We start from the raw sequence: 26,596 nt of genomic DNA on the forward strand, positions 1-26,596 counted from the left end.
TGATAAACAGCCAGATTGGGAGCTCCGGATTCGAGTATGTCGACGTTCAATGGACTGCCTGCCCATATCCTGCTCAATCATTTCGTCGTTGTCCTAGGTCCGCTGGCGGCGGTTCTGGCGATCCTGTGTGTGGTGTGGCCCGCGGCGCGACGCCGGCTGATCTGGCTGGTTCTGCTGCTGGCGGTGGGCACCCTGGTCTTGACCCCGTTGACCACCACCGCGGGCGTCTGGTTATCGGCTCGCGTCGGCGCGCCGTCGCCGGTGCTCACCAACCACGAGCAACTCGGCTCCACGCTGATCTACATCGTGGCGGCACTGGCGGCGACGGTCACGGCGTTGGCCGTCCTGCACGTTCGTGAGGCGCGCGGGGTGGACATGAAGCTCACCCTGCACGCCGTCGTCGGGGTGCTGGTGGTCATCGCGGCCGTGGCCACCCTGGTGCAGATCTATCGGGTCGGCGATTCGGGCGCGCGCGCCGCGTGGGGAAACGTGACGTCGTCGGGCCAGTGAGGTTGCCGCACAGTCTTTCTCGGCGTCAGGCTCCGCCGAACTGTTGGGCCACGGCGCGGCGGTCCAGTGAACCCTTGGCGGTGTGCGGCAATTCGCTGGCCACAAGGAAGGTGGCGGGCACCTCGTAAGGCGCCAGCCGATCCCGGCAGAACTCGGTGAGCTCCTCGGGGCTCGGCGGAGTCGATCCCCGTGCGACCACCACCGCGGCCACCGTCTCGCCGTACATTTTGTCCGGCAGCCCGAGCACGGCCACCTCCAAGACGTCGGGATGGCCGGCCAGTACACCCTCGACGCGTTCCGGTGAAATCTTCTCGCCGCCGCGGTTGATGAGCTCCTTGATCCGCCCGCGGATGCGCAGATCACCCGCGCTGGACAGCGACCCGAGATCGCCGGTGCGCAGCCAGCCGTCGGTGAAGTTGGCGGCGGTGATCGCCGGGTCGCCGAGGTAGCCGCGCACCACGGTCGGGCCACGCAGCCAGACCTCGCCGACGGTTTCGGCGGGAAGGGATCGGCCGTCGGGCCCGACGATCCGAATCTGCGGACTGGTCGACCGGCCCACCAGACCCGTTGTCTCAGCCGGATTTTCGCTTTGGTCGATGCCAGTGGTGGCGATCTGATGGGTGCCTTCGGTCATCCCGAACGCACACACCACGGTTGCGCCGAAGGTGTCTTGCAGGGCCGCAGCCGTTTCCGTGGTGAGTGGGGCGCTGCAGCTGCGGATGAAATGCAGCCCGGCCCGTCCGCCTTCGGGCCGCTGCGTCTTGGCGCGCTCCAACAGGATCTGATGAATGGTCGGAACCGCGGTGTACCACGTGGCCCCCACGGCGTTGATGTCGTCCCAGAAGGTGTGCGCCGAGAACTTCCCACGCGCGGGCAACAGCACGGTCCCCCCGGACGCCAGCGTCGACAGCAGCGTGGCGACCAGACCGTGGCCGTGGTAGAGCGGCATCACCGCAACCGTCGCGTCCGCCGGGCCCAGCTGATAGCCGGCGATGATCGCCCGCACCGAACTGGCGATGTTGGTGTGCGTCCAGGGGACCATCTTCGGCATACCCGTGGTCCCGCCGGTGAACATGATCATCGCGTCGTCGTCCCGCAGGCCCTCGGGCGCCGTCACGTCCGGATTCGGCGGCGCCGGCGCATCCAGCTCGACCGACGAAGGGGCGCCGTCTCGCCCGACCACCACCCTGATCGTCCACCACACCAACCCCGGCTGCTGCTCATCACCGGGGCCCTCGCCGTCGACGAGCACCACACCCGCGCCCGCGACCTCGCTGCGGGCGCGCTGGTCGCCGACGGGCAACGCCGGGTCCAGCGGCACCGCGATCAGCCCGGCGCGCGACGCCGCCAACAAGCTGACGACGAACTCGGCGTTGCTGCCGGACCGCAGCGCGATCCGGTCCCCCGGCCGCAAACCGCCGTCCTTCAGCTGCTTGGCCAGGCCGTCGACCAGCCGGACCAGCTCGCCGTAGCTGACGGTCCTGCGATCGGGGGTGGCGACCAGTGCCGTGGCCTCCGGCTGGCGGATGGCCGCCGCCGCCACCAAATCGGCGATGCTCGTGGATTCGTCGGTCAACTCCGCCTCCGGGATGATCAATTCAGACGTCGCCATGGTCCTTGCTTTCTCGCATGTGTAACAGCACCTGATTGCACGATGCAGAGAAACCGCCCTGTTCGTCCAATACTGTTCAGCTCACGATCGATAATCGGTGGCTATCGACCTGCCTACCAGCAGTCGATAACCACCGTGAATCGCTGCATAGTGGCTCGGTCTTGGACAGCGGCGGGGAACCCGGACCACAGTGATGGACGACAGGCATAGATACACGAGGAGTCGGGACATGACCACACTTTCGACATCATCCACCGCCGCGCCGGACGGGTCGGAAGACGCACCCCTGACCGACGGCTTCCACCTCGTCGTCGACGCACTCAAGGCGAACGACATCGACACCATCTACGGGATCGTCGGCATCCCGATCACCGACCTCGCCCGTGTCGCCCAGGCCCGCGGGATGCGCTACATCGGTTTCCGGCAGGAGACTTCCGCCGGCAATGCCGCCGCGGCCGCCGGGTTTCTCACCCGCCGCCCCGGGGTGTGCCTGACGACATCGGGGCCCGGGTTTCTCAACGGCCTGCCCGCATTGGCCAACGCCACCACGAACTGCTTCCCGATGATCCAGATCTCGGGTTCGAGCAATCGAGCGCTGGTCGACTTGCAGCGCGGCGACTATCAGGACCTGGATCAGCTCAATGCCGCAAGGCCTTTCGTAAAGGCGTCCTACCGGGTCGACCGGGTCGAGGACATCGGGCTCGCGATCGCTCGAGCGATCCGCACCGCCGTGTCCGGGCGGCCGGGCGGTGTCTACCTCGATATCCCGGGCGCCGTGCTGGGCCAGGCGATGGATGCCGCCCAGGGGGCCGAAAGCGTCTGGCGGGTCATCGATCCCGCGCCTCGACAGCTGCCGGCGCCGGAAGCGGTCGATCGTGCCCTCGACGTGCTCGCGCGGGCCCGCCGGCCGCTGATCGTCCTCGGTAAGGGTGCCGCATACGCACAGGCCGACGCCGTGATCCGGGATTTCATCGAATCCACCGGAATTCCGTTCCTGCCGATGTCGATGGCCAAGGGGCTGCTGCCGGATTCGCATCGCCAGTCCGCGGCGGCGGCACGGTCGGTGGCCATCGCCCGTGCCGACGCCGTGCTGCTGGTGGGTGCCCGACTGAATTGGCTTCTCGGCCATGGCGAATCGCCGCAATGGGCGGCCGACGCCAAGTTTGTGCAAGTCGACATCGCGGCGTCGGAATTCGACAGCAACCAGCCGATCGTGGCGCCGCTGGCCGGCGACATCGGGTCGGTGATGTTTGCCTTGCGCGACGGCCTGGCCGCCCGTCCGATCACGGTGCCGACGGAATGGACCGACGAGCTGGCCGAGCGCCGAGCACGCAACGACGCCAAGATGACCGAGCGTCGCGCCGAAAATCCGCACCCGATGCGGTTTTACAACGCACTGGGTGCGATTCGTTCGGTGCTGCAAGCTAATCCGGACGTCTACGTGGTCAACGAGGGCGCCAATGCGCTCGACTTGGCCCGCAACGTGATCGACATGGAGCTGCCGCGGCACCGCCTCGACACCGGAACCTGGGGGGTGATGGGCATCGGCATGGGTTACGCGATCGCCGCCGCGGTCGAGACCGGCCGGCCCGTCGTCGCGATCGAGGGAGACAGCGCATTCGGCTTCAGCGGCATGGAAATCGAGACGATCTGCCGCTACCGGCTACCGGTGACGGTCGTCATCCTCAACAACGGCGGCGTCTATCGAGGCGACGAAAAGCCGGCCGGGGACAGTCCCGCCCCCACCGTGCTCAATGCCGGTGCGCGCCATGAGCTGCTCGCAGAAGCGTTCGGCGGCAAGGGATATCACGTTACCACCCCAGCGGAGCTGCGGGCGGCCCTGGCCCATGCGCTCGCGTCGAACGGCCCGTCGCTGATCGACTGTGAACTCGATCCGTCGGCCGGGGTGGAGAGCGGACACCTGGCGAGCCTGAACCCGACGAGCGCGGCCAATCGGAAGCCGGCGGTCAGCGCCGGCGGGTAACCCCCAGCAGCTGGGCATCGAAGAACTCGTCCAGCGCAAGCTCTTCCGCGGATGCGACGAGCGCCCGGGCAACCGGCGATCCGGGCCCGGAGGCGTTGGTGGCCAACGCGATATCGGCTTTCACGGCCGGATCGACCATCTCGACCGCACGAATCTCTGCACCGATCTGCGAGGTCCACAGCCAGGTGTGCGGGACGATGCATGCCCAATTGCCGGAGGATACCTGCGCGAGCAGCGAAGCCACAGAATCGGTTTCGACCTGCGGGGTGACGGTGATGCCGTGGCCGGCGAAGGCCTCGTCGATGATCTGACGGTCCCGCATATCGGCGGTGAGCAATGCCAGCGGCAGCTGCGCGGCATCCGGCCACGCCAACGTCGATGCGGCCGAAGGCAACATGTCCGCCGGCGACACCAGCACGTAGCGCTCCGCGTAGAGCGGCACCAGGTCCACGTCGTGGGCGTCGTCGTGCGCCGCGTGCACGATGGCGGCGTCCAACTCGAATTCACGCAAGCGCCGATACAGTTCGGTGGCGGCCAACCGGGAATTGATCTGCACCTTGACCAACGGATGCGCCGAGCAGAAGGCCGAAAGCACCAGGGACGCCGTTGTCGACGCGGTGGGCACGGTACCCAGCCGGAGCGTGCCGGTGATCCCCGACCGCACGGCATGCACCTCGGCCTTGAACGCATCGTGCTCGGCCAGAATCCGCTTGGCCCACACGACCAGTCGCTCCCCTTCGGGGGTGAGGCCTTCGAAGCTGTGCCCGCGGTTGATCAACGTGACGTTGAGTTCACGTTCCAGCTTGGCGATCGCGGCGGACAGCGCGGGTTGCGACACGTAGCACTTCTCGGCAGCCCGGGCGAAATGGCGTTCCTGGGCGACCGCGACGAAGTACTCCAGCTGACGAAAGAGCACCTCACCTCCTCGGTCTGGGCACCGATTCCGCTGAGGTTAACATTCCTGATTCCGGCAGGCCGCCGCGTTGAGCTGGTCCGCCGACCGTCGACTTGTTGGGCGCAAACATCCGGTTTTGGCACGACAAGTCGACGCTGGTCAACGAATAGTGTTCTCGTTCAACGGCATCGGCGCATCGCCGCCTGACAAGTCCAGGAAGTCGCGTTGCACGTCGATCAGCACCAACGCCGCCGAACCCGCGCGCGGCTGGATGTAGTGATCCGCTGACGCCATGCCCGCTCCCTCGCCGGACGCCGCCGGCGACGAGATCGAACTCAACCGGTGATCGGATCGTTACCGTGGAGACCGGGCAGGAGTGTCATTGTTTGCTAGAAGCCGTAATGGTCAGACTGCCAGTAGAATATCGTCGTGTTGATCGCACCATCTCGGAGGGTTGACGCCATGCGTCGTGGGGTTCGTTATCTATTTGTTATGGTCGCGATCACGGGCTTGGGCGTGATGGGATCCGGCATCCAAGCGGTGGCCTCGGTCCCGGTGCCCGAGCCAACCCCGGTCGTCGCCGCGATTTTGCCGGCCGATGGCGCGCTGGTGGGAGTTGCGCACCCGGTCGTCGTGAAATTCAGCGCGCCGGTGATCGACCGTGCCGCCGTCGAGCGGTCCATCCACGTGGCCTCGCCGAGCAACATCGCCGGACACTTCGAGTGGCCCGAGAACAATGTCGTGCAATGGGTTCCGAACCAGTACTGGCCCGCCCACAGCCACGTTTCGGTGGGCGTCCAAGAGCTGACAACGGGCTTCGACACCGGCGACGCATTCCTGGGTGTCGCGAGCATCTCCGGGCACACCTTCACCGTCAGCAGGGACGGGGAAATTCTGCGCACGATGCCCGCCTCGATGGGTAAGCCCGCCCGCCCGACGCCGGTCGGCAACTTCACCGCCCTCGAGAAGCAACGCAGCGTGGTCATGGACTCGCGGACCATCGGCATCCCGCTGAGCGCCCCCGACGGATACAAGATCACCGCTCAGTACGCGGTCCGGGTCACCTGGAGCGGGGTCTACGTGCACTCGGCACCCTGGTCGGTCGATTCACAGGGCCACGCCAACGTCAGTCACGGATGCATCAATCTGAGCCCGGACAACGCCGCGTGGTACTTCAACAACGTCAACGTCGGCGACCCCATCCAGGTCGTCGCGTAGCAATCCCGGGTATCGGGGCACCAGCAAATCTGTGCCGCCGCGCTGGCTGCGGCCCTGGACAAGGCTGTGGCCACAGTCACAGTGATCCGGTGGAAGACTCGTAGCGGGCGGGTCGTTGGCGCTAACAGATCGTCCGAACGAGAGGCTGGGCATGAGTACTGATGCGAAGCACGAGAACGGGACAGGTACGAGTGCTCAGATCACGCCGCGAGAACGAGTAACCGAGCGGATCCTGCGGGTGGAGGCGACCGATGAGCAATATCGGAACGCCAAGCCCCATCTCGCGCTCCAGGCAGCGGCCCGCCAGCCCGGCCTTCGACTGCCGCAGATCCTGGAGATGTTCGTCGAGGGCTACGGCGACCGGCCCGCACTCGGGTGGCGGGCCCGCGAGTTGACGACCGACCCCGCCACCGGCCGCACCACCTCCCAGCTGCTGCACCGATTCGACACCATCAGCTACCGCGATCTGTGGGCCAACGTCCGCGCCGTCGCGACGGCGTGGCGACGCGACGAGGTCAACCCGCTGACGCCGGGCGACGTGGTCGCCACCCTCGGCTTCGCGAGCCCCGAGTACTTGACGCTGGATCTGGTCACCGGTTACCTCGGCCTGGTTGCGGTGCCCCTGCAACACAACGCAACCGCCTCTCGGTTGCAGCCCATCGTTGCCGAAATCGAACCCCAGGTGCTGGCCACCGGCGCGGGGTATCTGGACCTCGCCGTGGAGACGGTGCTGGGCAGCACGTCGTTGCGGCGCCTGGTGGTCTTCGACTACCGACCGGAGATTGACGACCAGCGGGAGAACCTGGAGCGCGCGCGGGCGAAGCTCGCCGACGCCGGCATGGCGGTGACCATCGAGACCTTCGACGAATTGGTCGAGCGTGGCCGTGCCCTGCCACCGGTGCCGATCTACACCGGCGAAACCGACGAGCGCCTGGCCCTGATCATGTACACCTCGGGCAGCACCGGGCTGCCCAAGGGTGCGATGTACACCGAGCGCATGGTCTTGAAGCTGTGGACCAACGAGCTCAACCCGGCGTTCGCCGACGTGCCGGTGATCAACGTCAACTTCATGCCGCTCAACCACGTGGGCGGACGGATACCGCTCGCCTCGTCGTTCCAGGCCGGCGGCACCAGTTACTTTGTGCCGGAGAGTGATCTGTCGACGTTGTTCGATGACTGGAATCTGGTGCGCCCCACCGAAATGGGCATGGTGCCGCGGGTGGTCGAAATGCTGTACCAGCGCTACCAAAGCGCGGTGGAGCGACTGATCGGGCAGGGCGCCGAGCCCGAGGACGCCGACACTCAGGCGAAAGCCGAACTGCGCGAACAGCTTCTGGGCGGACGCGTGATCACCAGCTTCTCCACCACCGCTCCGCTGGCCGCCGAGATGAAAGACTTCATCGAGTCGTGCCTGGACGTGCATGTGCTCGACGGCTACGGCCTGACCGAGGTGGGGATGGTGTTCAAGGACGGTGTGGTGACGCGGCCGCCGATCCTCGACTACAAGCTGGTCGACGTGCCCGAGCTGGGTTACTTTCACACCGACAGGCCCCATCCGCGCGGCGAGCTGCTGGTGAAGTCGCTGACGGCGTTCAGCGGATATTTCAAGCGACCCGATGTGACGGCGAATGCGTTCGACCCGGACGGGTACTACCGCACCGGTGACGTGATGGCCGAGGTCGGACCGGATCACCTCGTCTACGTCGACCGGCGCAACAACGTATTGAAGCTGGCCCAAGGCGAATTCGTCGCGGTGGCACAGCTGGAGGCCGTCTTCAGCGGCGCCGCCCTGGTGCACCAGGCGTTCGTCTACGGCAACAGCGAACGGCCCTACCTGTTGGCCGTCGTGGTCCCGACCATCGAAGCGCGGGAGCGGTTCGCCGGTGATCCCGACGGCCTCAAGGCCGCGCTGAGCGAATCCCTGCGCCGCACCGCCAAAGTCGCCGAGTTGCAATCCTACGAAGTCCCGGTGGACTTTCTGGTCGAATCCGAGCCGTTCAGCGAGGACAACGGTCTGCTGTCGGGGGTCGGAAAGCTGCTGCGACCCAAGCTCAAGGAGCACTACGGCGCCCGGCTCGAAGACCTCTATGCCGAGCTCGCCGCCACCCGGACGGCCGAGTTGCGCGCGCTGCGCGAAGGCGCGGCGGACCGGCCGGTGATCGACACCCTGACGCGCGCCGCCGAGGCATTGCTCGGCCTGGCCGGCGGTCCGCCGCAGCCGGATGCCCAATTCCTGGACCTGGGCGGCGACTCGTTGTCCGCGCTGACCTTCTCGAACCTGCTGCAGGACATCTTCGACGTGGAAGTACCGGTGGGCCAGATCATCAACCCGGCCTCCGATCTGCGTCAACTCGCGGAATACGTGGAATCCGAACGTGAATCGGGCTCCAAGCGGCCCACGTTCTCTACCGTGCACGGCCGCGGCGCAACGGAAGCCCGCGCGTCCGAGCTCACCCTCGACAAGTTCATCGACGCCGCGACCCTGGCCGAGGCCCCGACGCTGCCGCACGCCACCGGCACACCGCACACGGTGTTGCTGACCGGAGCCAACGGCTACCTCGGCCGCTTCCTGACGCTGGAATGGCTTGAGCGGCTTGCCGAACGAGGCGGAAAACTGATCACCATCATCCGCGGCGCGGACGCCGAGGCCGCCGGCAAGCGGCTGGAGACCGTTTTCGACAGCGGGGATCCGCAACTGCTGAAGAGGTATCGTGCGCTGGCCGCCGACCATCTCGAGGTCGTCGTCGGCGATATCGCCCAGCCGAAACTTGGTATGGATCAAGCAACTTGGGAGCGCTTAGCGCGCGACGTCGACATGATCGTGCACCCGGCTGCGCTGGTCAACCATGTCCTGCCGTACGACCAGCTGTTCGGCCCCAACGTGGTGGGCACCGCGGAATTGATTCGCCTGGCGATCACGACGCGGATCAAACCGGTCACCTACATGTCGACGGTCGCGGTGGCCTTTTCGGTCGATCCCGCCACGTTCGCCGAGGACGGCGACATCCGCACCGTCAGCGCGGTGCGGCCCGTCGATGACAGCTATGCCAACGGCTACGCGAACAGCAAGTGGGGCGGCGAGGTGTTGCTGCGCGAGGCACACGACCTGTGCGGTTTGCCGGCGGCGGTGTTCCGGTCCGACATGATCCTTGCGCACAGCCAGTACGCCGGACAGCTCAATGTCCCGGATGCGTTCACCCGGTTGATATTCAGCTTGCTGGTGACCGGCATCGCGCCGACGTCGTTCTACCAAACCGATGCGCAGGGCAACCGGGCGGTAGCTCACTACGACGGTCTGCCGGCCGACTTCGTGGCGGAGGCGGTCACCACGCTGGGCGAGCAGATAGCAACGGCCGCTGAGGATTCCGGCCGATACCGGTCCTTCGACGTGATGAACCCGCATGACGACGGCATCTCGCTGGACGTCTTCGTGGACTGGTTGATCGGCGCCGGCCATGACATCCGGCGCATCGACGACCATGACGCATGGTTCGGGCGTTTCGAAACGGCGCTGCGCGCACTACCCGACAAGCAGCGTCAGCATTCGGTACTTCCCTTGCTCGACGTCTACCGGAAGCCCGAGGCGCCGCTGCGGGGCGCGCCCGCGCCGACGGATGTGTTCCGCGGCTCGGTACAGGCAGCCAAAATCGGTGCGGACAAAGACATCCCGCATTTGTCGGAGCGGCTGATCGAGAAGTACGTCTCAGATCTGCGGCTGCTCGGGCTGGTGTAGCCCGAAACGCTAACCGTGCAAACCGTTCTTGACCGCGGCGTCCTGCTTGCGGCCGACGTCGATCGCGATCTCCGGGTCGATCGGGTCGTTGGGTGCGCTGTCGAACTCCAGGTTGACCAGCGCCCTGCCCTCGGTGAACAACAGTACGGCGATGGCCTGCGAATTATCCTGCGTGGTGCCCGAGATCATCGCGCCGTTGGAGCCGACGTCGACGGGCTGCCAGGCGCCGGTGACCTTCTTGGCGTAGTTCGTTTTGGTGTTCTCCAGGGCGGCCGCCGCCGTCGCGGGATCGGCGACGATCAAGATGGTGTCCCCGATGCGCCGGCTGTTGTCGGCATTGACGAACAGTTGCGCGACGCCGGTGGTGTTGTTGGAATTCAGCACCGGCGGTTCCGGCGCGGTGAAGTCACCGCCGACATCGCCGGGCTGAATCAGCAGCGCGCTGTAATCCGGGGGCGGCCCGGTCGGGGTGCTCACCACCGCGCCACTCTTGGACGACGGAGCCGAAGTCTTGCCGCTGTTGCCGCAACCGGTGATCGCGATGCCGACCGCAATGGTGGCGGCCGCCCAACCGGTGGCGGTCATCCGAGCACGTCCCATGGGCATCCTTTCCAGCGAGAACAGGGCCAGCGCATATGAACATACGCGCACGCACCAATCGACAGGCGCCGGTTCGCACCTATCCTCGGGTCCGGGGCCACAAAGTTTCGATTCGCGCGATAAGGAGATCGAGATGACGGCTGCAGTGGCACGCGCGGTACGGTTCGACCGCTACGGGGACCGTGACGTGCTGTACGTGGCAGATATCGACATGCCGGCGCCCGGCGAGGGCGAGGTGGTCGTCGAGGTTCGCGCCGCCGGAATCAACCCGGGCGAGGCCGGGATCCGCTCCGGGGCGATGCATGAGATGTTCCCCGCCACGTTTCCCTGCGGGGAAGGCAGCGACCTCGCCGGTGTCGTGACGGCCACCGGTCCCGGGGTCACCGAGTTCGCGATCGGCGACGAGGTTCTGGGGTTCAGCTTCCGGCGATCAAGCCATGCCACCCACACCGCCGTTCCGGTGGACCAGTTGGTCCGCAAACCGCCCCAATTGAGTTGGGAAGCAGCGGGTTCGCTCTACGTCGTCGGCGCGACCGCATACGCCGCCGTCCGCGCCGTCGCGCCGCAGCCGGGCGAAACCGTCGCCGTTTCGGCGGCGGCCGGAGGTGTCGGCAGTCTCGTCGTCCAGCTGTTGGTACTGCGCGAGGCGCGAGTGCTGGGCATCGCCGGCGAGGGCAACGCCGAATGGCTGCGGGCACACGGCGTCATCCCGATCACCTACGGAGCGGGGTTGGCCGAGCGGCTGCGCGAGGCCGCGCCGGACGGAGTCGACGCGTTCATCGACCTGTTCGGCCCGGACTACGTGCAGCTCGCCGTGGATCTCGGGGTCGCACCGCAGCGCATCGACACGATCATCTCCTTTCAGAAAGCCGGCGAAGTCGGCGCCAAAACCGAAGGCAGCACTGACGCGTCCACCCCGGAAGTGCTGACCGAGATCGCCGACCTGATCGTCAGCGGCGCCGTCGATTTCGATATCGCCGCGACCTTTCCGCTGGAGCGGGTGGCCGATGCCTTCGAGGAACTCGAACGCCGGCACACGCACGGCAAGATCGTGCTGCTGCCCAACGGTTCGCGCTGACCGTCAGCCGACGCCGAGCTCGACGATCTTCATCACCACAAAGACGGCGGCCAGCACCAGGTAGCCGCGCAGGATCAACAGGCCGGTCCGGTGGATCGGTGAAAGAGCCGGGCGGTCAAGAGAACTCAGGTTCGGAGTCTGCCAAGTCTGCTGCTCCTGCCTGCGCAGCGCCCGGCTTTCGGCACGGCCAACCGGCGAGCCGAGTTTGGCCGCGCGAGTGTCGCTGTACCACTGGTCGCCGATGATCGCCACGGCGCCGCAAAGTACGCCGACCGCCGCACCTGCCACGAGCCCACCCTCGAGGCTCGCCGTGGACAGGGCCGGGAAGAACGTGGTCGCCGTCAAAGCCAGCGACAGCAGCACCAGCGCCCACACGATCGCCCAGGCAATGACGTTCTGCCGCAACGTGTTCACCCACGGCCCCAGTATCGCCCGGTCATTACAGAGCAACACCAGGAACACCGTCGCTGACGGCAACAAGATGCCGGCCAGCGCCTGCACGCCCTGGGTGACCAGCCCGAGGATGTGATCGGGACTGAACGCCACCGCGGCCGACGCCACGAGCAAGAGCGCGTAGCCGCCGTAGAACCACGGCGCCTCGCTGATCTTCCAGTGCAGTGAGTGCCGCTTGCCCATCGCGTCGCCGATGGCATAGGTGGTGGCCAGCCCAATTGCGTTGGCCCCGATCAGCGAACCGTCCAGCAGGATGATCGCGAACAGCACGCCCACCGGGTGGCGCAGGCCGCTGGCGACCGCACCGGCATCGGTGAAGCTGCCGGTGCTGCCGGTGAGGCCGAAGGCGGTCACCGCCATCAGCGCCGTCGCCCCGACAATGACCACGACGATCCCGATGATCAAATCGGCCCGCGCGTAAGGAATCCAGCGCGCGGTGATGCGCTTGTCGACGACGTTGGACTGCTGGAAGAACAACTGCCACGGCGCGACAGTGGTCCCCACGATCGCGATGATCAACAGCAGGACGGTGGAGTTGAGTCCTCCCGGAAACTGTGGAACCAGCCCGCCGACAGCTACTTTCGTGCTCGGATGCACCAGCAGGACCATCGGGATCATCACCACGTTCACCGCGATCAGCAGGAACATCAGCCCTTCCCAGCGCCGGAACGAGCCCCCTGCCACCACTGCGAACAGCAGTACGGCGGCGGCGGGGATCGCAATGATCTTCGGGCAGCCCAGGAATCCCAACGCGAGTGCGACACCGATGAATTCGGTGACGATCGTAAGGGCGTTCAGAACCACCAGATCACCGACGCTGAATGCACCCCAGAACTTTCCGAAACGCTCGAAGATCAGGCGTGCGTGCCCGACTCGGGCGACCGCACCCAAGCGCAGCACCATCTCCTGGTTGACGTACAGCACCGGAATCAGCAAGGCCAGCGTCCACAACAGGTTCATCCCGTAGTCCTGACCGGCTTGGGCGTACGTCGCGACGCCGCCGGCGTCGTTGTCGCCCACCATGACAATCAATCCGGGACCGGTGATGACCATCAGCGTGCGCAACCGCCGCCACCAGCCGCGCAACGCGCCGTCGTCGTCACGGCCGATGCGGCCGAACGCTCCGATGATGTCGCCGGTGTGCGCGGAATCCAGCACTGGCCAGTCACCCTGCCGGGTGGAAATCAAAGTCATGGGATTCTCGCTGTCTGAATAGTTCGGGCTATACGGGTTGGGTGTTCAACGTGCCCCAGCGGCGGGCCCTGGATCCCCCGCCCGCCGCTGGGGACCGCTGGCGGAACGAATCACCGGTGGTTGCCCACACTGTCCGATGACTCTCCGCCCGGCGCGGCCGAGAGCACGGCGATCGGCGTCAGCGACACATACAGGTTCGCCCGCTCTTCGGGCGTCGGGATGTGCATGGCGCACAACCTGTTTGTCAGCAGCCGACCCGCACGCAGCATCGACCGTCCGCGCAACTTTCCACGACTGCGAATACGCTGCACAACAACAAAAGTCATGATCTTCCCCTGTCGGAAGTCCGACCGGTTCATCGACACGCTAAATGCAACCCGGCATCGGCCGTACCCGTCGACCGTGAATACGGTTGTGGGACGGCACAGATTGAGCTGCGTCAGCAGATAGAAATGCCGGAACCGGTGCGGTTCAAGATGGATTTCGGATGGGAACTATCGCCGGGACTCATCTCGCCCTCACCTCCTCACGGCCATGACACACGCGGGTGTCGTCACATCACACGCGGGAGAGGTACGAATGCCGGGCGATGAGCCCGTCGGCCGCACCCCTCTCGTCGGAGCTTCGGCACTGCACGGCGTATCTGGACCATGTCCAGAAGCCACTTGGGCTCAACCCTTGTGTCCGGGAAGAGCTGTCCTGACCCGGGGCGTCTCTCGACGTTCGGGGTCAGTGGCCTGTGTCCGTGCAGACGCCTCACCTACCGAGGTGCTTGCCTGTCCATGCTGGCACTGCCACCCACTGCTCGTCAAACTCCCTAGCGATCTCTTTACGCGGGGCGTGGCCCGCGTCACATTGACTGATCGCCGGTCATCGCCCGGGTAAAACCGCCGAGGCATACCCTCGAGGGCATGGCCACAACCCTGCAAGACCCTCGCGTCGAGAGCGTGCTCGACCGGATGTACACCGAGACGAAGAACCAGATGGCGTTGCTGCGTGAGCGTCATGGTCAGTTCGACAAGCCGATGACCACCGCGGAGCGCACCGAGGCGATGAGCGAGTTCTACATCCCGGTGACGCCGGAGGCCGGCCGGCTGCTCTACGCGCTGGTGCGAGCAACCCGTCCCACGACGGTTGTCGAGTTCGGAATGTCGTTCGGTATCTCGGCCATTCATCTCGCGGCGGCGGTCCGCGACAACGGCGTCGGGCGGGTGGTGACCACGGAGCTCAGCGCGAGCAAGATTGCGGCCGCGAAGAAGACGTTCGCCGAGACCGGCCTGGACGACGTGATCACGATTCTTGAAGGCGATGCGCTGACCACGCTCGAGGGTAAGGACGGACCGGTCGAATTCGTCTTGCTAGACGGCTGGAAGGACCTGTACCTTCCGGTGATCAAGCTGCTCGAACCCCGGCTCACCACAGGCGCTTTGGTGATCGCCGACAACGCCAGCGCGCCCGACATGGCGCCGTATCTCCAACTCGTGCGCGATCCGGCCAACGGCTACACCAGCTTCAATTTCCTGGTCCGGGAAAGCGACAGCATGGAAGTCAGCTGCCGCACCGACGAGTAGTCCCTAGCGCAGCGACTCTTCGAGCCACGGCGTCAGCCACTTGACCCCCTCCGGGGTCAAGTGGACGCCGTCACTGCGCACCTTGATGCCGTCGACCTTGGCGGTGTAAACGCCGTCGGGGCAAAGCTTTTTGTTCAGATCCAGGATCTGGACTCCTGGGTGCTGAGCAACGGTCTTGCGCAGCATGGCATTCCATTGGTTGACCCGGTCCGGCTGGTCCTCCGGGTACAAGCGGCCGTCCGGCTTCTCACCGCCCCGGCTGTACGGCGCGGTGGCCACGATCACGCGAACTCCGCTGGCGCTCACGATGTTCAGTGCGCGCTCCAGCTCGGCGTTGAGATACGCGTCGAACGTCGGATCGCCGATGTGGGTCCACTGACCTTCGTTGACCCGGTCCACCGTCTCCCAGCGCCCGATGATCAGCAGCGCGACGTCCGGCTGGTCCTGATTGATCTGCGTTGCCCACCTGCCGGGCCAGGTGTCGCATTCGGCACGCTGATCCAGGGTTTGGCCGATGTAGCGGTACGGGGTGCCGCGCACCAGGCTGCACCCGATGACGGTGTGGTCGAGGAACGCGAATCCGGGCGTCGGCGGAAGAAAGTGCATCCAGGTCCACCCGATCGAGTCACCGAATACCGAAACGGTGAACGGCCGGTTGGGGTTTCGCGGCCCGACCGGGCGACTCCCACCCGGCGTGGCCGAGGACACCGCGGCGACCGACGAAACGTCCGGCGGCAGGCCGGGCTCGCGTAGACGTGGGCCGACCGGAATCAGCAGCAAGGTGATCGCGGCGGCGCTGGCGACGGTGGCGGCGGCCAGCGGCAGCAACGCCACCAGGGCCGGCCGCCAGCGTCGGACGGGTTGTTCGATCAGCCAGTAGGAGGCGCCGGCCACCGCCAACGTGAGCCCGCACCGCGCGGCGAACAGCGGCAATCCCGACCATCCGGTGCGTTCGCCGTTGAGCGCCAGAAAGATTGGCCAGTGCCACAGGTAGACGCCGTAGGAGACGGTGCCCAGCCACACCAGCGGGGGTGCGGCCAGGATGCGGGCGACCAACCCGCGCTGCTCCAGTGCCACCGGGGCCACCACGAGGACGGCCGCAATCGCGACCCCGATCAGCAAGCCGTGCCGGAAATCGCCGACGTTGCCCGTCGCGAAGTGAGCCGCGGCCGCCAGCCCCGCCACGCCGGCCATCGGCAGCACGCGGGCGACACGGCGCCCCCAGCGACTGCGGATCATGCACCAGCCTCGGTTCAGCGACGGCCAATCCCTTACCAGCAGGGCCGCTGCCGCAGAGCCGACCAGCAAGGCCTGCGCGCGCGTATCGGTGCCGAAGTAGATGCGGTCGCGCGTGGTGTCAGAGACGAAGACGATGGCGGCCGCCGCGGAGGCCAGCGCGCCCAGGGTGGCGATCACGAAGATGGCGAACCGCACCCCACCGACGGTGGCCCGCATGAAGTAGCGCTTGGCCCGCGCGGCCAGCAGCAGGGTGACCACGATCAGCAGGACCGGCCAGACGAAGTAGTACTGTTCCTCAACGCCGAGCGACCAGGCGTGCTGCAGCGGCGACGGCGGCGCCCCCTGCGTGAAGTAGTCGGTCTTCTGCGCGACGAAACGCCAGTTCGCCACCCAGAGGAACGCGGCGATCGCATCGTCGCGTAACCCGGTAAGGGCCTGGGCGGGAAGCAGTTCGCGGGCCGCGCCCACGGCGAGCACCATCAGCACCAGCGCGGGCAGCAGCCGGCGGGCACGACGAATCCAGAATCCGGTCAGATCGATGCGTCCGGTGCGCCCGAGCTCGTCCAGCAACAGCGAGGTGATCAGGAATCCGCTGAGCACGAAGAAGACGTCGACGCCGAGGAACCCGCCGCTGATGCCGGGGATGCCGCCGTGGTCGGCGAGCACCAGGGCCACGGCTATCGCGCGCAGTCCATCGAGTGCGGGAATGCCGCTGCGTCGCTCGGGTTTATCCCAGATCGCCAGCCGGCCGACCCGACGCACCGGGGCAACCCATCGATTCTGCCGAGCAGAAGACGCCGGTGCGGAGTACGTCCCGTCCGGCTCAGTGGTCGCTTTTAGCGCGCCTTGACCACTCTGATGTCCGACGCGGTAGTTGCTGCCGATACGTCGTCGCCCCTCCTCTTGATCTCAGCAAGCTTAGAGGCGACGCCGTCGGATGCGGTGGAGACACGCGCCGGTTTTCCGCTGTCGTGCGTACGGATTTCGACCTAAATTGTTAGGCCTTGTCAGGGGCGTAGCCGAGGGTGCTTTTGACTTCCAGATACTCGTGGAAGCCGAACTCGCTCCACTCCCGGCCGTTGCCGCTGCGCTTGTAGCCACCGAATGGTGCGTTCATGTCGAACGCGTGGTTGATCGTCACCCAGCCGGCGCGAATCTTGCGGGCAACCTCACGTGCCTTGTCGAGGTCGGCTCCGGAGACGAATCCGGCCAGGCCGTATTCGGTGTCATTGGCGATCTCGACCGCGTGGTCGAGGTCGTCGTAGCCGAGGATGCACAGCACCGGCCCGAAGATCTCCTCGCGCGCGATCGTCATGTCGTTGGTGACATGCGCGAAGACCGTCGGCTTGACGTAGTAGCCCTTGTCCAGCCCCGCCGGCCGGCCCGGGCCTCCGGTAACCACGGTCGCGCCCTCGTCGATGCCCTGCTGGATCAGCCGCTGGACCTTGTCGAATTGTGTCTTCGACGCCACCGGCCCGATCGCCCGCTTGTCGCCGGTGCCCACCCCGACCTGCTCGGCAGCCTCTTTCGCGATGGTAATGGCCTCCGCCATCCGGGAATTGGGCACCAGCATGCGCGTCGGCGCGTTACAGCTCTGCCCCGAGTTCGGCATCATGTTGGCCACGCCGGCGCTGACGGCCTCGGCAAAGCCGGCGTCGTCGAGCACGATGTTGGGGCTCTTGCCGCCGAGCTCTTGAGTCACCCGCTTGACGGTCGGGGCGGCGAGCTTGGCCACCTCGATGCCGGCGCGGGTGGAGCCGGTGAACGACACCATGTCGATGTCGGGGTGGCTGGCCAGGGCCACGCCCACGCCCGCGCCGTCGCCATTGACCAGGTTGAACACCCCGGCAGGCACGCCCGCGGCGTCCAGAATCTCGGCGAAGATGTAGGGCGAATAGGGGGCCACCTCAGAGGGTTTCAGGACCACGGTGCAGCCGGTGGCCAACGCCGGGTAGACCTTGACCGCGACCTGGTTGATCGGCCAGTTCCAGGGAGTGATCAGGCCGCAGACGCCGATGGGCTCCTTGGCGATCAGCGTTGCCCCTTTGTGTTCCTCGAACGCAAAGTTCTTCAGGGCGTCGATGGCGGTGTTCAGGTGCCCGATCCCGAGAAAGACCTGCGGCCCCGCGGCCAGCGAGGGCGGCGCGCCGATTTCCTCGGTGACGGCCTGAGCGAGATCGTCCGCGCGCTTCTGGTATTCGGCGAGGATCGCCTGCAACAGGTCCAGGCGCTGTTCGCGGGTGCTCTGCGACCAGCCGGCGAAGGCCCGCCGCGCCGCTTTGACCGCCACGTCGACATCGTCCGCCGACCCCAGCGAGATCTTGCCGGAAACCTGCTCGGTTGCCGGGTTCTCCACGTCGAAAGCGTTGGGCCGCAACGGGTCGACCCACTGTCCGTCTATGTAGAACTTCAGGTATTCGCGCATCGGATCGAACCCTTTCTTACTGAGTGTGGGCCTTACTGCGTGCCTTCGGCGTACCAGGTCCGGAATCGGTCGTACTTCGGCATCTCCTCGGAGTTGGCCTTCGGGTCGATGCACACGTGCACTACGCCGACTTTGCCACTGGCGTAGGCGCGAGCGATCGCCGGGCCGATCTCGGATTCCTTCTCGACGTACTCGCCGTGGCAACCGAACCCCTCGGCAACCTTGTCCATCCGGACATCCTTGCTCCAGTGCACGCCGGGCTGCGGCGACGGCTGGGAGAAAGTTCGCTTGTAGACGCCCACCTCAAGGCCCCACTGGTGGTCGACACCGACCACGCACACCAGCGGAAGGTTCTGCCGCGCAGCGGTTTCCAACTCGGCGATATGGAAGAGGAACGCCGAATCGCTGGTCAGCAGCATGACCGGACGTTTGCCGCCCTCGGCGATCGAGGCGCCGACGGCGTACGGCAGACCCGTGCCGAGGTGGCCGAAGTTCTGGTTCCAGATCACGTCGCGCGGCTTGGACTGCGAGTAGGTCCACTGGAAAATCACGGTCGCGCCGCCGTCGCGCACGAGAATGCCGTCCTCGAGTTCGTTGAACGCCTTGGTGGCCTCGACGACGTAGCGCGCCGGGTGGATCGGCGAACGTCCGGACGGTGCCGATTCCGCCATATCCGCAAGCTCTTTCGTGTCCTTTTCGATCAGGACCTGCAGCGCCCGTGCGGGCTTGCGCGGGGCATCCTTGAGCGCGTCGACCAGCTGCGGCACCACACCGCGCAGGTCGCCGACCAGCGCCACGTCGACGGGGCGGTTGACACCGATGGCGGTCGGGTCCTGCTCGACCAGCACCCACTTGCGATTCGCGTTGTTGCCGGCCCAATGCTGGGTCCGGCCGTAGTGCATCGGCTCACCGAGCTCGGTACCCAGCGCGACGCACAGGTCGGATTCCTCGACCGCCTCGTTGGCGGCCGGGGAGAACAGGTAGGGGAACGTCCGGTCCTGCAATCCCGGGATGAACGACGTGCCGCCGGAGGTCTGGATCACCGGGCAGGCCATCAGCTCGGCCAGCTCCTTGACTTCCTGTTGAGTACGGGAGGTGTGCACGCCGTGGCCGACGAGCAGGATCGGGCTCTTGGCCTCGCGGATCAGCTTCACGGCCTCGGCCACCTCACGGGTTCCGGCGCCCTGGTTGACCAGCCGGTAGTTCGAGGGGCTCGGCGCAGCGGCGACATCGAGCTCCTCGAGGATCACGTGCGACGGGAACTCAACATACGACGGGCCTGGAGTGCCCGACATCGCGCGGCGGATCGCTTCGTGAATGATCTCGTCGGTCTGGTCGGCGTACTCGATCGAGCTGCTGTACTTCACCGACGCGGCGAAAAGCGGTTCCTGCTGCACGAATTGGATGCGGCCGCGTCGCACCCTGCGCTCGGTGACGCGGGCCCGCTGGCCGCCGAGGAAGATCACCGGCGAGTTCTCCACCAGCGCGCACTGGATGGCTCCGGCGATGTTGGCCATGCCGGGGCCTAGCGTGCCGATGCACAGGCCGGGCTTACCCGTCATTCGCGACGCCGCCTCGGCCATGAATCCCGCGCTCAGCTCGTGGTGAGGCGCGACCACCGACCAGCCGCGAGCGTCGGCCTCGGAGAACATGTGCACGAAGTTCGGGTCCGGAATACCGAACAGCGTGTTCACCCCCTCGGCCTCGAACAGGTCGAGAATGCGCTTGTAAACGGGCACGGTCACGGTCAAAGTTCCTTTCCGTCGCGAGCGGTCGCAAAATCGTGCTCTGGCTGGCTATTTGGTGTGATTTTGTGACTGCTCGCACCGATTTCGGCGAGCACTTCCGCGGTGTGGGCGCCCAGCTCTGGCGCCGGCCCGGCAACGCGGCCCGGGGTCTGCGAGAACCAGGTGGGGACGCCCGGGAAGCGCACCGGTCCGTGCGGGGTGTCCACCGTCTCGAACATGCCGACGGCGGCCAGATGCGGATCGTCGAACAGCGCACCGGGCGTATTCAGCGGCGCGGCCGGTATTTCGAGTTCGCGCAACAGCGTCAACCACTCCGCGGTGGAACGTTCTTTCATCGTCTCGGCCACCAGCCCGTAGACGGTGTCGATCTCGCGGGCGCGTCGTTCCAGCGTCGAATACTGCTCGCTGGCCCACGGCGGCCGCACGGTCTCCATGAACGCGTTCCAGTGTTTGTCGTTGTAAATCAGCGCGGCGATGTGGCCGTCGCTGGTGCGGTACGGGCGCCGGTTGGGCGCCACGGTGCGCGGATACACCGCCGGCCCCAGCGGTGGGTCGAACATGGCGCCGTTGGCATGTTCGACGAGCATGAACGAGGCCATCGTTTCGAACATGGCGACCTCGACTTCTTGGCCCTGCCCGGTGCGCTCGCGGTGGAACAACGCCATCATCGTCGCGTACAGCGCCGTCAGGCCGGCGACCTTGTCGGCCATGATGGTGCCGACGTAATCGGCCTCACCGGTCAATTGCTGTTGCACCGCCGGCAGGCCGCATTCGGCCTGGATCGTGTCGTCGTAGGCGGGCCGGTCGCGATCGGGTCCACGCCGCCCGTAGCCGTAGCAATTGGTGTAGACGATCGCGGGATTGATCGCGGCGACGTCGTCGTAGCCGAAGCCTAGCTTGGCGATTGCCTTGGCGCGCATCGAGTGGATGAAGACGTCGGCGGTCTCGACGAGCGCGCGTAGTGCACGCGTTCCGGAGTCGGTTTGCAGGTCCAGCACGACGCTGCGCTTGCCCCGGTTGACGTTGACGAACACCCCGCTCATGCCGGGCGCCGGCCCCACCGAGATGTACCGGGTGTTATCCCCTTGCGGTGGTTCGACTTTGACCACATCGGCGCCCATGTCGGCCATGATCTGCGTGCAGTACGGTCCCATCACCATCGCGGTGAGGTCGAGCACGCGCAGCCCGGTCAGTGGGCCGGTCGGGCTAGCCATGGAGCGCTCCTTGATCGTTTGAGCGCGCAGCCAGCTCGAAGCTGTAGCGGATGTGCTGGTTGTGTCCATCAGGGACGACCGGAAAGATAAGCGGCGCTTCGACGTAGCGGATCGCATCCAGGTGGCTGCCGACGTCCTCGATCGTCCACGACGGCCGGCACACGCCGGGGCTCTCCGCGATGACGGCGCGGGCCACGCGACCTGCCAGCGCTATGAACAGTTCGCCGGTTACCGAGCACGACTCGTGCGCAAGCCAACCCACCACCGGCGCAACGAGTTCCGCGCCCATCGGCGGGTAGGCCGAGGTGTCGATGCCTTCGGCCATACGCGTGACCGCGGCCGGCACGATCACGTTGCACCGCACACCCTCGGCGGCGCCTTCGAGTGCGGCGACGTTGGACAGCCCGATCACACCGGCCTTGGCGGCGGCATAGTTGGCCACGTCGTGGTTTCCGTAGAGGCCACCGATCGACGACGTCAGCACGATGCGGCCGTAGCCCGCCGCGCACATGCGCGGAAACGCCGGCCGGACCACGTGGAACGCGCCGCGCAAATGCACGTCGAGTACGGCGTCGAAGTCCTCGTAGCTCATCTCCTTCAGCGAGGCGCGACGGACGTTGCCGGCATTGTGCACCAGGACGTCGAGGCGGCCGTAGGTGTCGAGCGCGGTCGCGACGATCGTCTCGCCGCCATCGGCGGTCGCAACCGACGCGCTACATGCGGCGGCTTCCCCTCCGGCCGCGGTGATCTCGGCGACCACCTGCTCGGCGGGACCGGCGTCGGCCCCGGCGCCGTCGAGGCTGCCGCCGGCATCGTTGACGACCACCTTCGCTCCGCGTGAGGCCAGCAGGTGCGCGTAAGCACGGCCCAAGCCCCGTCCTGCGCCTGTGACCACCGCGACCCGGCCGTCGAACCGCAACTCACTCACGAAAGCTCTAGGCCTTCCAGGTCACCCCTGGCGCGCCACTCGGCGATCAGGTCACCGAAGGCGTAAAAGCCCGGCGAGTAGAAATCACCAAGGAACGCACCATTGTCTTTGGCGCCACCCTGACCCTCGTTGTTGTAATAGCCAGGGGTGCAGGACATCTCGAAGGCCGAGTTGTCGATCGCGAGTTCTGCGACCGTTTTGACCCAGCCGTCCTGGCCCTCCTGACTGGGTTCGACGGTCCTCGCGCCGCGTTTCTGCGCCTCGGCGATGATGTAGGCGATGTGCTCGGCCTGTTGCTCGAACATCGCGGTGGTGTTGGCCGAGACGCCGCCCTGGATGAAGCCGGTGAAGAACTGGTTGGGGAATCCGCGGGTGGTCATGCCGTGCAGGGTCTGGTATCTGTCGTGCCAGTAGTCGAACAGCGACAGCCCGTCTCGGCCCTCGATGACGTCGACCGCGAAGCGCCGACTGATCTCCGTGGAGATCTCGAACCCGCTGGCGAAGACGACGCAATCGACCTCGTACTCAATGCCGTTGGCGACGATGCCCTTTTTCGTCAGGCGTTCCACTCCCTTGGATTCCGACACGTCCACCAACGTCACGTTGGGCAGGTTGAACGCCGGCAGGTACGTCTCGCTCGAACACGGCCGCTTGCACATGAAGCGGTAGTACGGCTTGAGCGCCTCGGCGGTGTCGGGGTCGTCGACCAGGGCGGCCACCCGGCGGCGCAGCCGCTCCATGATCTTGTAGTCCTCTTCCTCCCGGATCGCCATGATCTCCTCGATCCCCAGCGAGGCGGGATCCGGGCTGGCGGCAATCCGGGCGGTCATGTTGCGGCCCAATTCGGTCCAGAAGTCGCACACCAGATCTGGTTCGCCGAAGACCACCCCCACAAACGGTGACCAGTTGTGGAAGTTGCGCTTGCGCTCCTCCTGCCAACCGGGCTGCAGGGCCGCCGCCCAGGCCGGGTCGGTGGGCGTGTTGGCGCGCATGTCGACCGACGACGGGGTGCGCTGGAACACGAAGAGCTGCTTGGCATCCCGGCCGAGATGCGGCACCAGCTGGACGCCGGTAGCCCCGGTGCCGACGAGTGCGACCCGCTTGTCGGCCAGCTTATGCAGGCCGCCGGTGGCGTCGCCGCCGGTGTAGTCGTAGTCCCAGCGTGCGGAATGGAACGCGTGGCCGCCGCTGTCCAGGTACTCCTTGATGCCGGGGATACCGGGCAGTTTCGGCTTGTTGTACGAGCCCTGCGCCATCACCACGAACCGTGCGCGGATGTCGTCGCCGCGGTTGGTGGTCAGTCGCCAGCGCTTGCTCTTCTCGTCCCAGCGCATGGTCTCGACCTGCGTTGAGAAGATCGCGCCGTCGTAGAGGTCGAAGTGTTTGCCCATGGCCTGGCAGTGCGCGAAGATCTCGGCCCCGTCGGCGAATTTCTTGCTCGGCAGGAAGTCGAGTTCCTCGAGCATCGGGATGTAGCAGTAGGCGTCGTTGTCGCACTGAATGCCCGGGAAGCGGTTCCAGTACCACACTCCGCCGAAGTCCCCGGCCATGTCGATGACCCGAACATCCTGCACGCCAGCCTTTTTCAGGTAGGCGCCCGACAACAACCCGGCGAACCCGCCGCCGAGGACGACCACCTCGATGTCCTCGGCGATCGGGGCGCGGTCGGCCACCGGGGTGTACGGGTCCACCTCGTAGAGATCCGCCAGTTCACCGTCGAGTTCGAGGTACTGCGCCCCGCCCTCCTTGCGCAGGCGCTTCTCGCGCTCCTGGGCGTAGCGGGCCCGCATCGCGTCGATGTCGACGTCCTGCGGTACGCCGGTGGGCCCGCAGGTCTGCGACCGCCTGTCAAACTGGGTCATCTATCTCAAAGCTCCTGCGGTTCGCCGGTGCCCATGTACCTCGACAATTGGTAGTGCAGATTGACCGTGCTGCGTTCCCGGTAGGGGTTGGGCTTGGTGCCCGGGAAGCCGAGGGACTTCATCCCCTGCTGCACGGCGGCCATGTTGGAGAAGTCTTGGGGCAGCACCGAGCGCCATCTGGGGTCACCGACCGGCGTGTACTCCCACTCCGTCCGCGGCTCTTGGCCTTTCGGGTACAGCTCGAAAGCCGACACCTCGAAAATGCACTTGTCGGGGTTGTAGCTGGGGTGCGGGCGCGCGCCGTAGCACAGCGCGCTGGTCAGGCCCTGCCCGATCTGGAAGTTCGGGAAGATCTGCCACGCGGTACCGGCCTGGCCCAGGATGTCAGCGGGGATCGTCGGCCAGATCACCCCGCGGGCCTCGTCGTCGCGACGCGCCGATGCCAGCCAATGCTCGAGAACCTTGTCGGCCGGTGTCCCCTCGGGCAACTCGTCCACCAGCCGCTTGGCGGCGTTCACCAGCGTCTGGGTGGTGGTCGCGTTGGTCTCCTCCATCGTGTAGACCTGCATCTCCGCGGTCGACACCCGCGGGTCCGCGCCGATGCCGAGGCGGATCTTGGACTTGGTGGCCTCCATGTCTTTTGGCGCGTCGTAGCCGATGTGGCTGTGTTTGCCTTGCGCTTTCGACCATCCCTTGAATTCGCCGAACTTGTTGAACTCGGGATGCGTGGTGAAGACGTGGTAGGTCTCGTTGAAGGCCTCCAGTGCGACCTTCCAGTTGCAGTCGAAGGACAGCCACTTGCGCCATTTGCAGCGCATGTTCTCACACCCGAACGGGTCGAGAATCTTCGCGGCGGGGAACAGGTAGTCGGCCAGCGGCTCACAGTCGGGATCCATGTTGATCCACAACCAGCCGCCCCAGGTATCGACTCGGACCGGCCGAAGGTGGGTGTTGTCCGGGGTGAGGGTGTCCTGCCAGTCCTGCTGTTCGCGGATATGAGTGCACGCGCCGTCGAGACCGTAGGTCCAGCCGTGGAAGCCGCAGACGAACGACTTTCGCGTTCGGCCACAAGCGTTCTTGGCGCCCTCGGGCGTGTCGATCAACCGGCGGCCGCGGTGCATGCAGACGTTGTGGTGAGCGTGGAATTCGTCGGAGCCGGTGCGCACCACGATGATCGAGTCATCGAGAATGTCGTAGGTCAGGTAACTGCCCACCTCGGGCAACTCTTCGACGCGACCGACCTGCTGCCAGACCTTGCGCCACAGCTTGTCGCGCTCGGCACGGGCATAGTCCTCCGAGATATACGCCTCGACGCCGATGGTCATCGGTCTCGATAGTTCCTCGGCCGCTTCGGGATTCACGCCTTTAGCCAGGTCGGTCATCACATCCTCCTAATCGACTCGCGGAAGGATTCGTCATGCAAGAAAAGCGAGGTGTTGTCGGCGTCCAGATGGCTCCACTTGAGGTCCAGGCCGCCGTCGACAAGCAGCGTCTGGCCGGTGATGTAGCTCGACATCTCGGAGAGCAGAAACAGGATCGCGCCGGCCTGCTCCTCGGGCCGCCCGCGCCGGCCCATCGCGATTGCCTTGCGGTCCCGCTCCGGGTCCTCGTCGACATAGGTGCGCGAGGCCGCCGTCTCGGTAACGCCGGGCGCCACCGCGTTCACCCGGATTCCCGCCAGCGCCAGCTCGAGGGCCATCGTGCGGGTCATCGCCGTGATCGCGGCCTTGGCGGTCCCGTAGGCGATGTGAAACGGGGCGGTGTTCATGCCGCTGATCGAGGAGATCGACACGATCGATCCCCGCTGTTGTTGCGCGACTAGTTCACTCGCGACGGCCTGACTCATGAAGAACGCCGTCTCGAGGTTGTCGGCGAAGATCGTGCGCCAGTCGCTGCGCGCCACCCGAGTCGACGGCATCCACGTCGATGGCTGCGCGCCGCCGGCGACATTGACCAGTCCGTACAGGCTGCCCTCGGCGCGGCGCGCGTGGTCGATCACCGTGGCGATGCCCTCGTCGGTCGACGCGTCGGCCGCCACCGGCACCACGGCCAGGCCCTGTTGGGCCAGCGGAGCGACGTGTTCGTCGAGATTTTCCTTCGACCGGCTGACCGCGATCACCGTGGCGCCGGCCCGGGCGGTCATGGCCGTGACGGTCGTGCCGATGCCGCCCCCGCCGGCGCCGGAAACCACCACGACACGGCCGTCGAGCCCGAAGAGATCGTCCATGACCTGCTTTCGCCTGCCGCGGACGCGTCCGGCATCCCCAGCTGGATCTATCACCCATTTTGTCCGGACAAAATATCGCATTCTGTCCTTTGGAGAACACTATTC

The 26,596-nt window shown here is 66.2% G+C and carries 20 protein-coding genes and 1 riboswitch; of the genes, 6 read left to right on the top strand and 14 right to left on the bottom strand.

Annotated elements, in window-relative coordinates; all coding sequences use genetic code 11:
* Positions 1-36: 36 nt before the first annotated feature.
* A complete protein-coding gene (locus tag G6N55_RS16125; protein ID WP_085222351.1) occupies positions 37-510 on the top strand; it encodes a DUF2231 domain-containing protein in 474 nt (157 codons plus the stop codon).
* 25 nt (positions 511-535) lie between these two features.
* Here the strand turns inward: G6N55_RS16125 and G6N55_RS16130 are convergent, their stop codons facing one another.
* Positions 536-2,122 carry a FadD7 family fatty acid--CoA ligase gene (locus G6N55_RS16130; protein ID WP_085222350.1) on the bottom strand — a complete coding sequence of 529 codons (1,587 nt, stop codon included), beginning with the start codon at positions 2,120-2,122 and terminating at the stop codon, positions 536-538.
* 229 nt (positions 2,123-2,351) lie between these two features.
* On the opposite strand from G6N55_RS16130, the gene oxc reads away from it, so the two are divergent.
* On the top strand, positions 2,352-4,106 hold the full coding sequence (oxc, locus tag G6N55_RS16135; protein ID WP_139826854.1) for an oxalyl-CoA decarboxylase: 1,755 nt from the start codon (positions 2,352-2,354) through the stop codon (positions 4,104-4,106).
* Here oxc and G6N55_RS16140 read toward each other — a convergent pair.
* Positions 4,090-5,022: a LysR family transcriptional regulator gene (locus G6N55_RS16140; protein ID WP_085222348.1), complete on the bottom strand. Its 933-nt coding sequence runs from the start codon at positions 5,020-5,022 to the stop codon at positions 4,090-4,092. The genes oxc and G6N55_RS16140 overlap by 17 nt on opposite strands.
* 138 nt (positions 5,023-5,160) lie before the next feature.
* On the bottom strand, positions 5,161-5,295 hold the full coding sequence (locus G6N55_RS30155; protein WP_264001667.1) for a hypothetical protein: 135 nt from the start codon (positions 5,293-5,295) through the stop codon (positions 5,161-5,163).
* Positions 5,296-5,463: 168 nt separating this feature from the next.
* On the opposite strand from G6N55_RS30155, the gene G6N55_RS16150 reads away from it, so the two are divergent.
* Together G6N55_RS16150 and car are read left to right on the top strand one after the other, a co-directional pair.
* Entirely contained in the window at positions 5,464-6,219 is a 756-nt protein-coding gene (locus G6N55_RS16150) for a L,D-transpeptidase (protein WP_085222347.1), read from the top strand.
* Positions 6,220-6,370: 151 nt separating this feature from the next.
* The gene (car, locus tag G6N55_RS16155; protein WP_085222346.1) at positions 6,371-9,952 is read left to right on the top strand and encodes a carboxylic acid reductase; all 3,582 of its coding nucleotides are present in this window, start codon (positions 6,371-6,373) and stop codon (positions 9,950-9,952) included.
* 9 nt (positions 9,953-9,961) lie between these two features.
* Here the strand turns inward: car and G6N55_RS16160 are convergent, their stop codons facing one another.
* Positions 9,962-10,552, bottom strand: a complete 591-nt coding sequence (locus tag G6N55_RS16160) for a hypothetical protein (RefSeq protein WP_085222345.1) — start codon at positions 10,550-10,552, stop codon at positions 9,962-9,964.
* Between the two features lie 133 nt (positions 10,553-10,685).
* On the opposite strand from G6N55_RS16160, the gene G6N55_RS16165 reads away from it, so the two are divergent.
* Complete coding sequence (locus G6N55_RS16165; RefSeq protein ID WP_085222344.1) at positions 10,686-11,630, top strand: NADP-dependent oxidoreductase; 945 nt, start codon at positions 10,686-10,688, stop codon at positions 11,628-11,630.
* A gap of 3 nt (positions 11,631-11,633) precedes the next feature.
* Here G6N55_RS16165 and G6N55_RS16170 read toward each other — a convergent pair whose 3' ends face one another.
* On the bottom strand, positions 11,634-13,277 hold the full coding sequence (locus G6N55_RS16170) for an NRAMP family divalent metal transporter (protein ID WP_085222343.1): 1,644 nt from the start codon (positions 13,275-13,277) through the stop codon (positions 11,634-11,636).
* Positions 13,278-13,387: 110 nt separating this feature from the next.
* A complete protein-coding gene (locus G6N55_RS16175; protein WP_139826853.1) occupies positions 13,388-13,603 on the bottom strand; it encodes a hypothetical protein in 216 nt (71 codons plus the stop codon).
* A gap of 275 nt (positions 13,604-13,878) precedes the next feature.
* A riboswitch (M-box (ykoK) riboswitch) is annotated at positions 13,879-14,052 on the bottom strand.
* A gap of 136 nt (positions 14,053-14,188) precedes the next feature.
* Between G6N55_RS16175 and G6N55_RS16180 the strand changes: the two genes are divergently transcribed.
* The gene (locus G6N55_RS16180) at positions 14,189-14,848 is read left to right on the top strand and encodes a class I SAM-dependent methyltransferase (protein WP_085222341.1); all 660 of its coding nucleotides are present in this window, start codon (positions 14,189-14,191) and stop codon (positions 14,846-14,848) included.
* Positions 14,849-14,851: 3 nt separating this feature from the next.
* On the opposite strand, the gene G6N55_RS16185 is transcribed toward G6N55_RS16180, so the two are convergent.
* From G6N55_RS16185 to G6N55_RS16220, 8 genes are all read right to left on the bottom strand, one after another.
* On the bottom strand, positions 14,852-16,849 hold the full coding sequence (locus G6N55_RS16185) for an acyltransferase family protein (protein ID WP_085222340.1): 1,998 nt from the start codon (positions 16,847-16,849) through the stop codon (positions 14,852-14,854).
* 235 nt (positions 16,850-17,084) lie between these two features.
* Positions 17,085-18,512, bottom strand: coding sequence for an aldehyde dehydrogenase family protein (locus G6N55_RS16190; RefSeq protein WP_085222339.1), 1,428 nt, complete (start codon positions 18,510-18,512; stop codon positions 17,085-17,087).
* A gap of 32 nt (positions 18,513-18,544) precedes the next feature.
* Positions 18,545-20,257, bottom strand: a complete 1,713-nt coding sequence (locus G6N55_RS16195) for a thiamine pyrophosphate-binding protein (RefSeq protein ID WP_085222338.1) — start codon at positions 20,255-20,257, stop codon at positions 18,545-18,547.
* A 2-nt stretch (positions 20,258-20,259) separates the two neighbouring features.
* Positions 20,260-21,453 carry a CaiB/BaiF CoA transferase family protein gene (locus G6N55_RS16200; protein ID WP_085222980.1) on the bottom strand — a complete coding sequence of 398 codons (1,194 nt, stop codon included), beginning with the start codon at positions 21,451-21,453 and terminating at the stop codon, positions 20,260-20,262.
* A gap of 13 nt (positions 21,454-21,466) precedes the next feature.
* Positions 21,467-22,402 (bottom strand): SDR family NAD(P)-dependent oxidoreductase, encoded by a 936-nt coding sequence (locus tag G6N55_RS16205; protein ID WP_085222337.1) that lies wholly within the window; start codon positions 22,400-22,402, stop codon positions 21,467-21,469.
* Positions 22,399-24,264, bottom strand: a complete 1,866-nt coding sequence (locus tag G6N55_RS16210; protein ID WP_085222336.1) for a flavin-containing monooxygenase — start codon at positions 24,262-24,264, stop codon at positions 22,399-22,401. Before G6N55_RS16210 ends, G6N55_RS16205 begins: the two co-directional genes overlap by 4 nt.
* Before the next feature lie 5 nt (positions 24,265-24,269).
* On the bottom strand, positions 24,270-25,646 hold the full coding sequence (locus G6N55_RS16215) for an aromatic ring-hydroxylating oxygenase subunit alpha (RefSeq protein ID WP_085222335.1): 1,377 nt from the start codon (positions 25,644-25,646) through the stop codon (positions 24,270-24,272).
* Positions 25,646-26,491: an SDR family NAD(P)-dependent oxidoreductase gene (locus G6N55_RS16220; RefSeq protein WP_085222334.1), complete on the bottom strand. Its 846-nt coding sequence runs from the start codon at positions 26,489-26,491 to the stop codon at positions 25,646-25,648. Before G6N55_RS16220 ends, G6N55_RS16215 begins: the two co-directional genes overlap by 1 nt.
* Positions 26,492-26,596: the final 105 nt, after the last annotated feature.

This window comes from Mycobacterium florentinum (assembly GCF_010730355.1).
Lineage (GTDB): Bacteria > Actinomycetota > Actinomycetes > Mycobacteriales > Mycobacteriaceae > Mycobacterium > Mycobacterium florentinum.